The sequence below is a fragment of the Kitasatospora sp. NPDC034023 genome, from assembly GCF_055575795.1.
Genome location: NZ_JBVIRY010000023.1, coordinates 142,813 through 153,971 on the forward strand (window position 1 = coordinate 142,813; position 11,159 = coordinate 153,971).

The window sequence follows — 11,159 nt, forward strand, 5'->3', positions numbered from 1 at the left end:
CCAACGGCCCACCCGGGCGACCTCGGGTGGGCCGTGGCCTTTTTGGCGCTTCCCTACGACTGAACGCCGTCTCACGCGGATGGCCTCGATCCGGGCGCCCGGCTTGAGTGGACCTTGAGCGGCACCCCAGATGACCGACCTACATTACTGAGGGACGGCCCTGACCTGCGCTTTTGTTCATGCTCAGATCATCGGACCATCATCTGCCCGACAACCCCCGGTATTCGAACGAACACCCAGCGCTCCGGCTCCGACCCGCCCGCTTCTGTGCAAGCCTGACAGCTAAACGAACCCGACCTTGTACGGAATCGACGCCGAAACCAGCGCACGGCCCCTCGTACAGTCATAAGTGAAGAAAGTGATTCGCGGCCGGGGGCACAGCAGACGTTGGCTGTCGGACAGTTCCCTCACCCTTGGAGTGGTTCGAGATGACGGTTGTGCATGAGGCGCCGGTCGACGGCGAGGTTCCCGAGGTCTCGGCCGACGCCCGCGGTCGGGTCGCCGAGCTGCACGAGCTGCGCGAGAAGGTCCGCCGCGGCCCCAGCGACAAGGCCACCGAGGCCCAGCACGCCAAGGGCAAGCTGACCGCCCGCGAGCGCATCGAGCTGCTGCTGGACGAGGGCTCCTTCTGCGAGGTCGAGCCGCTGCGCCGGCACCGCGCCCAGGGCTTCGGCCTGGAGGCCAAGAAGCCGCACACCGACGGCGTCGTCGTCGGCTGGGGCACCGTCCACGGCCGCACCGTCTTCACCTACGCGCACGACTTCCGGATCTTCGGCGGCGCGCTGGGCGAGGCCCACGCGCAGAAGATCCACAAGATCATGGACATGGCCATCGCGGCCGGCGCGCCGCTGGTCTCGCTGAACGACGGCGCCGGCGCCCGCATCCAGGAGGGCGTCACCGCGCTGGCCGGCTACGGCGGCATCTTCCAGCGCAACACCAAGGCCTCCGGCGTCATCCCGCAGATCTCGGTGATGCTCGGCCCGTGCGCCGGCGGCGCCGCGTACTCCCCCGCGCTGACCGACTTCGTCTTCATGGTCCGCGAGACCTCGCAGATGTTCATCACCGGCCCGGACGTGGTCCAGGCGGTCACCGGCGAGAAGATCAGCCAGAACGGCCTCGGCGGCGCGGACGTGCACGCCGGCGTCTCCGGGGTGGCCCACTTCATCTACGACGACGAGCAGTCCTGCATCGAGGAGGTCCGCTTCCTCCTGTCGATGCTGCCGCAGAACAACCGCGAGATGCCGCCGTCCGTGGTGAGCGAGGACCCGGTCGAGCGGCGCAACGACGGCCTGCTGGACCTGGTGCCCGCCGACGGCAACCGCCCGTACGACATGCGCAAGGTGATCGAGGAGATCGTCGACCACGGCGAGTACCTGGAGGTCCACGAGCGCTGGGCCACCAACGTGCTGTGCGTGCTGGCCCGGGTCGACGGCCACGTCACCGGCATCATCGCCAACCAGCCGCAGTCGCTGGCCGGCGTGCTGGACATCCACGCCAGCGAGAAGGCCGCCCGCTTCGTGCAGATGTGCGACGCCTTCAACATCCCGCTGGTCACCCTGCTCGACGTCCCCGGCTTCCTGCCCGGCGTCGACCAGGAGCACGGCGGCATCATCCGCCACGGCGCCAAGCTGCTGTACGCGTACTGCAACGCCACCGTGCCGCGCATCTCGCTGATCCTGCGCAAGGCCTACGGCGGCGCCTACATCGTGATGGACTCCCGCTCCATCGGCGCCGACCTGTCCTACGCCTGGCCGACCAACGAGATCGCCGTCATGGGCGCCGAGGGCGCGGCCAACGTCATCTTCCGGCGCGAGATCAACGCCGCCGAGGACCCGGACGCCATGCGCGCCCAGAAGATCAAGGAATACAAGAGCGAGCTGATGCACCCGTACTACGCGGCCGAGCGCGGCCTCGTGGACGACGTCATCGACCCGGCCGAAACCCGCCAGGTGATCGCCTCCGCCCTGGCCATGCTCCGCACGAAGCACGCCGACCTGCCCAGCCGCAAGCACGGCAACCCGCCGATGTAGCAGCGCGGTTCACCGCAGCAAGCCCTACCGAGCACGGCACCGAGCACCGCAGCGGGCACCACCTCAGACCACAGCAACCGGGGGAGAAACCAGAACATGACCGCTTCCGCCGAACCCCTCGTCCGCATCGTCCGCGGCAGCCTCACCGACGAGGAACTCGCCGCCCTGACCGCCGTCCTGATCTCGCGCGCCGCCGCCGCGCAGCAGGCCGCCGCCTCCGCGCCGATCGAGCCGATCGCCAACTGGCAGCGCCTGGAGCGCCGTCCGGCCTACTACTCGCCGGTCAGCTGGCAGCAGGCCGCCTGACGGCCCGCGGCTTCCGCCGACGGCCGGTCACCCCCATCGGGTGACCGGCCGTCGGCCGTTCCCGGGGAGCGGGCGCACCCTTCGCGTCCGTCCGGTCCGCCCCGGTGCGCCTCGGGCCGGGAACAGCCGGCCGGCGGCTCGGTAGGATGCCTACTGGACGGTATGCCTCCGCCGCCCCGTCGGCCCCATAGGATCGGCCGCTGCCGAGGTACCAGAACTTTCCAGGGAGGCTGCGATGGCCAGGCAGGCCCGCGCGCTGGCGACCCGCCAGGCGGTACTCCTCGCGGCGGCCGAGGTGTTCGACGAGCGCGGCTACGCCGCCGCCACGATGTCCGAGATCCTGGACCGCGCCGGCGTCACCAAGGGCGCGCTGTACTTCCACTTCCGCTCCAAGGAGGAGTTGGCGCTCGCCGTCATCGAGGGACAGGGCGCCTGGATCGCCGGCTGGGAGCCGTCCTCGGACAGCTCGGTGCAGAACCTGATCGACCTCGGGTACGCCTTCGCCCGCGCGCTCCAGGACGACCCGCTGGTGCGCGGCAGCATCCGGCTGACCATCGAGCACGGCAGCTTCACCCAGCCGCAGATCGCCGCCTACCAGGGCTGGATGGACCTGGTCCGGGAGCTGCTGGAGCACGCCAGGGACGCCGGCGACCTCCACCCGGGGATCGACCTGGTCGCGGCCTCCGGGGTGATCACCGGGGCCGTCACCGGGATCCAGCTGAGCTCCCAGGTGCTGGCCGACCGGCAGGACCTGATCCAGCGGATGGCCGACCTGTGGACGCTACTGCTGCCCGGCCTGGTCCAGCCGCACGCGCTCGCCCGGCTGAGCGTGGCCGAGCGCTCCTGACCGCGCGCCCGGATCGGACCCGGGCCGGGCCGGTCAGAGCCGGTAGCCGGCCCGGTTCTCCGCCGCCACCAGGGCCGGCAGCGCGGCCGTCCACACCCGGCGCACGGCCTCCGGCCGGGGCCGGTCGGTCTCCTCGCCCGCCAGCAGCACCTGGCCGGCCGCCACCGCGGTGAGCAGCTCGGCGGTGGCCGCCAGGTCCACCCCGGGGCGCAGCTCGCCGGCCTGGGCGGCGCGGTCCAGCAGGCGGTGGACGACCGCGGTGAGACTGCGCCAGGTGGCGTCGGGGCCGGGCGGGCCGGGCGGGAAGGCGTTCCGGCGCGGGCCCTGGCGGCCGAGCCGCACGCCGGCCCGCACCACCAGGTCCTCGCGCAGCATCCGGGCCAGCTCGTGCGAGAAGTCGATCAGCCCCTGGAGGGCCGGGCCGTCGGCGCGCAGGGCACGCAGCGCGGCCGAGCCGATCTCCCGCCCGGCGGCGCCGCGCACCCCGTCGGCGAGGGCCTGCTTGGACACGAAGTGGAAGTAGAGGGCGCCCTTGCTGACCCCGGCGCGGCGGCTGATGTCGACCAGGCTCGCGGCCTCGAAGCCCACCCGCGCGAAGGTCTCCGCGGCGGCGAGCAGCACGGCCTGCCGGGTCCGCCCAGCCCGTTCCTGCTTGACCACTGGCCCCCTCCGGACTCGACCGGGCGTGATCCCCTCCCCGCCCGGCTGCTGTCGGCGCGCCCCCTGCCGGGAGCGACGCTCGCATGCGGACGGCCGCGACCAAAACCGCATGGTTGGTATCTAATCTAGCGCGTGCGTCGCCCCCGCCGTCCAGCGGGGACGGCCCCCCGCCCAAGGTCTGCGGTCATCCGTAGGGCATTGCCCCAGCCCACGGGGCGGGTAGCGTGAGCGGGCCGGGCTGCGCGGCCGGGGCACCCCAGTCGCTGAACACAAACCGGGTGGTCTGTATGTTTTGCTCGGGCGTCCATGGCGGCCGCTCGACCGACACCCTGGGAGCGGGGGCCAGTCATGCCATCGATCGTAGAGCCGGACCCCCACGGCGCGTACGCCCACCCCGGACCCGGCCTCGGCCCCGGTTCCGGCTACGACTTCCACGACCGGACCGTCTCCCGGCACCTGGTGCACCGCGCCTCGGTGTCCGAGGTCCTCCTCACCGGCTGGCAGGCCACCGGCCCGTACGACTTCCTGCTCGGCGCCCAGTGGCCCCGGCTGCACGGCTTCTACCGGCTGCCCGGGGACCGCTACCACGACCCGGTGCTGATGGCCGAGACCGTCCGGCAGGCCGGGCTGCTGATCGGCCACGCCGGGTTCGGGGTGCCGCGCGGCCACCACTTCGTCATGGACGACCTCTCCTACGCCCTCGCCGAGCCCGGCCTGCCCGGCCTGGCCGTCACCTCCGCCCCGGCCTCGCTGATGCTCGCCGTCGGCTGCGAGGACGTCCGGATGCGGCACGGCCGACTGGTCTCCCTGCGGGTGCACGCCGAGGTCACCCGGGACGGCCGGCCGATCGGCCGGGGCTCGGGCCAGCTGCGCGTGCTCGCCCCCGCCTCGTACGCCCGGCTGCGCGGCCCCGGACGGCACGCCGTCGCCCCGCCGCGGCCGCCGGCCCCCACCGCGCCCGAACTCGTCGGCCGCGCACAGCCCGCCGACGTGGTGCTCAGCCCGACCCTGCGACCGGACACCTGGCTGCTGCGCGCCGACGCCACCCACCCGGTGCTCTTCGACCACGAGCTGGACCACGTGCCCGGGATGCTGGTGCTGGAGGCCGCCCGGCAGGCCGCCCAGCGGCTGCGCCACCCCGAGCCGGTGGTGCCGGTCGAGCTGGTGACCTCCTTCGACCACTACATCGAGCTGGACCGGCCCTGCTTCGTCCGGGCCGTCCCCGAGCCGGCGGCGGACGGCCGCCGACTGCCCGTACGGGTCCAGCTGATCCAGGACGGGCGGACGGCGGCCGAGTGCCGGCTGCTCACCGAGCCCCTGGACGGGCCGCTGGACGGGCCCGCCGAGGGCCCGACGGTGCCGGCCCGGCGGGACGCCCTCGACGGCCGCACCGCCGCGCCGGGCCTCGGCAGCACTCGGCTGCCGCTGGCCAGTTGACCCCCGCTACGCGGCCACCAGCGCCGATGACGGCCGCCGCCCGGCGTGCATCACGCTGAGGTTGGTCGCCAGCCTGACCGGGTCCTGGGCCAGCCAGAGCCGCAGCGCCGCCCCCAGGGCGGCACTGGCCGACTCGATCCGGACGTCGGTGATCTGCGCGATCCGGGCCGCGCCGGGCACCAGCAGGTCCGCCAGCGCGGACGGCAGCCAGACCGTCAGGGCACACGGTGCGGGCATCGCGAGCGCCCCCAGCAGCCGGTAGGCGTCCCCCGGCGCGCTCAGCGTGGGAATGATGTCCAGCAGAGCGTCGGCCACCACCTCGGACACGTCGCTCCGGTGTCCCTGGGCGAGCCGGCGGAGCAGCATGCGCTCGGCGGCGGTGATTCGGACGGTCAGCATGACCTCTTCGCACTCCATTGCGCGATTTCCTCCTCAGTTCCCTCTCGCGCCGACCGGCGGCCGGCACGAACTACCCCTGTCACACCTCGGCCCGGCTACCTTCTGCGGAGAGCCGGGCCGGTGGGTGGTTGCGCCCCGGTCAGATCCCCGCGTACGAGTGCTTGCCGGTGACGAAGATGTTCACGCCGTAGAAGTTGAAGAGCCAGAAGGCGAAGGCCGCCAGCGCCAGGTAGGCCGCCTTGCGTCCCTTCCAGCCGGCCGTCGCCCGGGCGTGCAGGTAGCAGGCGTAGGCGACCCAGGTGATGAACGACCAGGTCTCCTTCGGGTCCCACTCCCAGTACTTGCCCCAGGCCGCCTCGGCCCAGATCGCGCCCGCGATGATGGTGAAGGTCCAGAGCGGGAAGACCAGGGCGTTGATCCGGTAGGACAGCTTGTCGAGGGTGGACGCGGCGGGCAGCCGGCGCCAGACCGACGCCGGGGTGCCCAGCGGGCCGGTGGTCAGACCGGCCGCGATCCGCTTGTCGAAGGAGTCCTTGCCGAGGTAGAGCAGCGTGGCGATGAACGCCGCGTAGAAGGCGCCGCCGCAGAAGATCGCGGTGGAGACGTGGATCGCCAGCCACGGCGAGTGCAGCGCCGGGACGAGCTGGTCGGAGTCGGTGTACAGCATCGACGTGGCGATGCCGAGCGTCAGCAGGACCGCGATGGTGACCGGCAGCCCGAGCCAGCGGACGTTCTTCCGCGCGGCCAGCAGCACGATGTACGCCGCCGCCATGGCCAGCGCGAAGGCGCAGGAGAACTCGTACATGTTGCCCCACGGCCAGCGGGACACCGAGAGGCCGCGGGTGATCACGCCGCCCGCGTGCAGCAGGGACCCCAGGACGGTGAGCGAGACCGCGATCCGGCCGGCCAGGTCGGCCTTCTCGCTGGTGCCGGCCGCGCCCGGGCCGTCCACCTCCTCCTCGCCGCGTCCGCTGGTGACCACCGTCGCGCCCTCGCCCGCCAGGGCGGTGCGGGTCAGCGTGGTGGTGCCACCGTTGGCGCCCGCGACGGTCACCGTGACCTTCTTGCCGCCCTTGGTGCCGGCGGCGGCGACGGTCTCGGCCAGGTTCCCCGACTGCTCCTTCGAGCGGACCGCGACGGCGCCCTTGCTGCCGAAGGTCCACTCGAAGATCTGGGCGAACATGGCGATCGTGTAGACCACCATCGCCGAATAGATCAGCTTGTTGGAGAGGTCGGCCAGGTGTGGGTCGACCCCCGAGGCGAGATGCACCGTCTACTCCTTGGAGTTCTGGTCGGCGGGGACTGCGGGGTCTGCGGGGTCTGAGGCCTCGGCCTCGGTGTCAGCGGATCCGGCGGCGGCTTCCTCGCCGTCCGGAGCCGGGGTGTCGTCCTCGTGCTCGTGCTTGTGCTCGTCCTCGCCTTCGGAGGCGGGGGCGTCGTCCTCCTCGGAGGCGGGGGCGTCGTCCTGGAGGTCCACCGCGAGCTCGGCCAGCTCCTCGGCGATCTTCGCCGACTCGCTGCGGCCCAGCCCGGCCAGCTCCACCTGGGTGCCGCCGCCCGGCAGGGCGACCGCCCGCACCCAGATCCGGCGGCGCTGCACGAACAGCGAGCCGATCAGGCCGAGGATCGCCAGCACCGCACCGGACAGGGCGATCGCGTTGCCCGGGCGGTGCGAGACGTCGAAGCTGGCCCAGCGCTTGTAGCCCTCGAAGGTGACGGTGCCGTAGCCGTCCGGCAGGTCCCACGCCTGGCCGGGCCTGAGCCGGATCTTGGCGGGCTGGCCGTCCTGGGTCAGCTGGGTCATCTTCCGCATGTTGAGCTGGTAGATGTTCTGCGGGAGGCCGGAGTCGGTGCCCAGGTCGCCCGCGTAGGCGTTCAGGACCAGCTCCGGCGCCGCGTCGTCCGGGAACAGCGAGATCGGACCGGTGCCCTCGAAGCTCACCGGCGCGGTCGGCAGGAAGAAGCCGCTGAAGCCGAGCTGGGTCCGCTGGCCGTCCTTCTCGCCGTAGTCGGAGACCTTCACGACGCCGGTGGAGGTCTGGTTGGCGTCCTGCGGGAGGAACGGCGTGGCGCCGCTGTAGACGACCTCGCCCTTGGCGTTGCGGACGGTGACGACCGGGGCGAAGCCGTGGCCGATCAGGTAGACCTTGCTGCCGCCGATCTCCAGCGGGTGGTTGACCTCGATCGTGGACTTCTTCAGCTTCGACGCGTCACTGCCGGTCGCGTACTCGACGTTCGCGGTGAACTGCCGGGCGGCGCCGATCTGGGAGCCGCTGGCCTGGAACTTCGCGGTGAAGGTGTCCAGCTTCAGGTAGAAGGGGTCGAGGTCGTCGCTGCCGTAGAACCGGGTGCCGTTGAAGTCGTCGAGCTGGGTGATGGTGTTGGAGTAGCCCTCGCCCTCGACCATCAGCTTGCCGCCGGTGCCCGAGGCCAGGCTGGCCCAGGCGAAGCCGCCGAGCAGCGCGAACAGCGACAGGTGGAAGAGCAGGTTGCCGACCTCGCGCAGGTAGCCCTTCTCGGCGGCCACCGCGCCGCCGGACAGGTCGGCGCGGAAGCCGCGCTTGCGCAGCAGCCGGTGTGCGGCGGCGTTCACCGTGTCGGTGTCCGCCTCGGTGCGCCAGGCCGCGTGCACCGGCATCCGGGTCAGGTTGCGCGGCGCGGCCGGCGGCTGGGCGCGCAGCACGCCGACGAACTGCCAGGTCCGCGGGACGATGCAGCCTGCCAGCGAGACGAACAGCAGGATGTAGATCGCGGAGAACCAGACCGAGCTGTAGACGTCGAACAGCTGGAGCTTCTCGTAGATCGGCGCGACGGTGCCGTGCTGCGCCTTCCACGCCTCGACCTTCAGCTGCCCCTGGCCGTTCTGGTACTGCGGGATCAGCGAGCCGGGGATGGCGGCCAGCGAGAGCAGGAAGAGCAGGATCAGGGCGACCCGCATCGAGGTCAGCTGACGCCACATCCAGCGCGCCCAGCCGAACGCCCCTATGCCGGTCGGTCCGTCGGACTCGACCGGCGCGGAGCTGAGCCGCTCGGCGGCGAGGTCGTCCGGCGCCGGGGGCTGCTCGGTCTCGGTCGTGGTGTTGCTCACGGTCAGATTCCGATCGAGGAGTCGGCGGTCCAGGACTGCAGTTCGCTCATCCAGGAATCCCAGATCCCGGTGACGAGCAGCAGACCGACCACGACGAGCATGCCGCCGCCGATCCGCATGACGAGCGGGTAGTGCCGCTTGACCCACCCGAAGGCGCCCAGTGCCCGGCGGAAGGCCACCGCGGCCAGGATGAACGGTACGCCGAGGCCCAGGCAGTAGAAGGTCATCAGCATGGCGCCGCGCGCGGCGTCGGCCTGGTTCAGGGCCAGGTTCTGGACGGTCGCGATGGTCGGGCCGAGGCAGGGCGTCCAGCCGACGCCGAAGACCACGCCCAGCAGCGGGGCGCCCAGCAGACCGACCGCCGGACGGCGGTGGGAGCGCACCTCGCGCATGCTCAGGCCGGGGACGAGGCCCATGAAGGCGAGGCCCATCACGACGGTCACCACGCCGAGGACCATCGAGATGACGCGCTTGTGCTCCTGCAGGGTGTCGCCGAACTGGCCGAACAGCGCACCGCCGGAGACGAAGACCGCGGTGAAACCGAGGATGAAGAGCGTCGCCCCGAGCGCCATCCGGCCGCGCCGCACGCCGCGCGCGTCCGCGAGGTCGGCCGCGGAGAAGCCGGTCACGTACGACAGGTAGCCCGGGACGAGCGGCAGCACGCAGGGCGAGAAGAACGACACCAGGCCGGCCGCCAGCGCGATCGGCGCGGCCACCAGCAGCGCTCCGCTCTGGAGGGTGCCGGTGTTGTCGGCGAGCTGCTGCGGCAGGCTCACTGCTTCTGCTCCGCGACCACCGGCTGCAGGATCGACTCCAGCGCGTCCTCGGTCGTGCCGCCGACGGCGCGGGCGGCCAGCTTGCCGTCGCGGTCGACGATCAGGGTGGTCGGGATGGACTGCGGGTTGAGGCTGCCCTTGGGGAACTTGAGCAGCTGGGTGCCGGCCGGGTCGAAGATGCTCGGGTAGGTGACGCCCTGCTCCTGCTCGAAGCGGACGGCGTTGGTCTTCTCGGTGTCCCGGGTGTTGACGCCGAGGAACTGGACGCCCTGGTCCTTGTACTTGTCCGCGACGGCCTGCAGGCTCTTCGCCTCGGCCCGGCAGGGCCCGCACCAGGAGCCCCAGACGTTCAGCACGACGACCTTGCCCCGGTAGTCGGAGAGCTTGGTCTGGCTGCTCTCCAGGGTCTCCCCGGAGATGTCCGGCGCGTCCCCGCGCTTGCCGGCGTCCGCCTTCGACAGGTTGGTGCCCTTGACCGTGACGAAGCCGACCTGGCCCGCGCCGCCGCCGGACGAGCCCGAGGAGGAACAGCCGGTGAGGGCGAGCGCAGCGGCCGCGGCGGTGGCGGCGGCGGCTGCGGCGACACGGGGACGGGGGCGCGCCATGGCAGACATGTGAAAAGTTTCGCATGGAGTTCCGGGCAGGTTCGGGGGGGTCCTGCCTTGCGCGTCGCACCCCCTCTGACCTGCGACGAAATCGGGTCACCCGGCGCTCGCCGGGTGACCCGAAGTCATACTTACGCACCGCTTACGGAGGCGCTCGCGAGTGTCAGGCGCCGAAGCTCTTGCCCACCGGCTTGTCGCCCTTGCGGCCCTTGCCCACCAGGTGCGCGGGCAGCAGGTCGCGGGCCGGCTCGCGGTAGCCGACCGAGACGATCTTGTCGCCCTCGAAGGTGAAGCTGGTCAGCGAGGCCAGCGAGCACTGCCGGTTGCGCGGGTCGTGCCAGAGCCGGCGGCGCTCGACGAAGGACCGGACGATCCAGATCGGCAGCTGGTGGCTGACGCAGACCGCCTCGTGCCCGCGCGCGGCGTCCCGGGCGGCGCCGAGCGCGCCCATCATCCGCACCACCTGGTCGAGGTACGGCTCGCCCCAGGAGGGCTTGAACGGGTTGGTGAGGTACTTCCAGTAACCCGGGTTGCGCAGCGAGCCGTCGCCGACGCCGAAGGTCTTGCCCTCGAAGATGTTCTCGGCCTCGATCAGCCGCGCGTCCGCCGCGACGTCCAGGCCGTGCGCCTTGGCGATTGGCTCGGCGGTCTCCTGGGCCCGCTCCAGCGGCGAGGCCACCACGTGGGTGATGTCCCGGCCGGCCAGGTCCTCGGCCACCCGGTCGGCCATCCGCCGGCCCAGCTCGGACAGGTGGTAGTCCGGCAGCCGCCCGTACAGGACGCCCTCCGGGTTGTGCACCTCACCGTGCCGCATCAGGTGGACGACGGTGATCTCTTTGGCGCTCACTTCTCAACTGCTCCTGGGGCTCGGGGTGGACTGGGCCGTGGCGGCCGGTCTCGCGACCGGGCCGTGGCGACTAGGGAGTGTTCTGAGTTTGGATCATGATGCGGGTCTCAGGCTGCGGAGCCAGATGACGGCACCGCACAGGTGCAGGCCGGCTTCGTAGCTGG

11 protein-coding genes are annotated in these 11,159 nt (G+C 72.0%); 4 read left to right on the top strand and 7 right to left on the bottom strand.

Features of this window, described 5'->3' with window-relative positions; all coding sequences use genetic code 11:
• The first annotated feature begins 428 nt into the window (after positions 1 to 428).
• The 3 genes from ACZ52R_RS27975 to ACZ52R_RS27985 all read left to right on the top strand — a co-directional run bounded on the left by ACZ52R_RS27975 (position 429) and on the right by ACZ52R_RS27985 (position 3,183).
• Entirely contained in the window at positions 429 to 2,030 is a 1,602-nt protein-coding gene (locus tag ACZ52R_RS27975; RefSeq protein WP_465616027.1) for an acyl-CoA carboxylase subunit beta, read from the top strand.
• A gap of 96 nt (positions 2,031 to 2,126) precedes the next feature.
• Entirely contained in the window at positions 2,127 to 2,336 is a 210-nt protein-coding gene (locus tag ACZ52R_RS27980) for an acyl-CoA carboxylase subunit epsilon (RefSeq protein WP_465616025.1), read from the top strand.
• 235 nt (positions 2,337 to 2,571) lie between these two features.
• Positions 2,572 to 3,183, top strand: a complete 612-nt coding sequence (locus ACZ52R_RS27985) for a ScbR family autoregulator-binding transcription factor (RefSeq protein ID WP_360495568.1) — start codon at positions 2,572 to 2,574, stop codon at positions 3,181 to 3,183.
• 33 nt (positions 3,184 to 3,216) lie between these two features.
• On the opposite strand, the gene ACZ52R_RS27990 is transcribed toward ACZ52R_RS27985, so the two are convergent.
• The gene (locus ACZ52R_RS27990) at positions 3,217 to 3,843 is read right to left on the bottom strand and encodes a ScbR family autoregulator-binding transcription factor (protein ID WP_465662478.1); all 627 of its coding nucleotides are present in this window, start codon (positions 3,841 to 3,843) and stop codon (positions 3,217 to 3,219) included.
• A gap of 348 nt (positions 3,844 to 4,191) precedes the next feature.
• Between ACZ52R_RS27990 and ACZ52R_RS27995 the strand changes: the two genes are divergently transcribed.
• A complete protein-coding gene (locus ACZ52R_RS27995) occupies positions 4,192 to 5,280 on the top strand; it encodes a ScbA/BarX family gamma-butyrolactone biosynthesis protein (protein WP_465754371.1) in 1,089 nt (362 codons plus the stop codon).
• Positions 5,281 to 5,286: 6 nt separating this feature from the next.
• Here the strand turns inward: ACZ52R_RS27995 and ACZ52R_RS28000 are convergent, their stop codons facing one another.
• From ACZ52R_RS28000 to ACZ52R_RS28025, 6 genes are all read right to left on the bottom strand, one after another.
• Entirely contained in the window at positions 5,287 to 5,697 is a 411-nt protein-coding gene (locus ACZ52R_RS28000; RefSeq protein ID WP_360495578.1) for a hypothetical protein, read from the bottom strand.
• 121 nt (positions 5,698 to 5,818) lie between these two features.
• The gene (gene ccsB / locus ACZ52R_RS28005) at positions 5,819 to 6,949 is read right to left on the bottom strand and encodes a c-type cytochrome biogenesis protein CcsB (protein WP_360495581.1); all 1,131 of its coding nucleotides are present in this window, start codon (positions 6,947 to 6,949) and stop codon (positions 5,819 to 5,821) included.
• 3 nt (positions 6,950 to 6,952) lie between these two features.
• Complete coding sequence (gene resB / locus ACZ52R_RS28010; RefSeq protein WP_465754372.1) at positions 6,953 to 8,767, bottom strand: cytochrome c biogenesis protein ResB; 1,815 nt, start codon at positions 8,765 to 8,767, stop codon at positions 6,953 to 6,955.
• 2 nt (positions 8,768 to 8,769) lie between these two features.
• Positions 8,770 to 9,543: a cytochrome c biogenesis CcdA family protein gene (locus ACZ52R_RS28015; protein WP_360495587.1), complete on the bottom strand. Its 774-nt coding sequence runs from the start codon at positions 9,541 to 9,543 to the stop codon at positions 8,770 to 8,772.
• A complete protein-coding gene (locus ACZ52R_RS28020) occupies positions 9,540 to 10,157 on the bottom strand; it encodes a TlpA family protein disulfide reductase (protein ID WP_465616017.1) in 618 nt (205 codons plus the stop codon). Before ACZ52R_RS28020 ends, ACZ52R_RS28015 begins: the two co-directional genes overlap by 4 nt.
• 154 nt (positions 10,158 to 10,311) lie before the next feature.
• A complete protein-coding gene (locus ACZ52R_RS28025) occupies positions 10,312 to 10,962 on the bottom strand; it encodes a histidine phosphatase family protein (RefSeq protein ID WP_465616362.1) in 651 nt (216 codons plus the stop codon).
• Positions 10,963 to 11,159 lie beyond the last annotated feature (197 nt).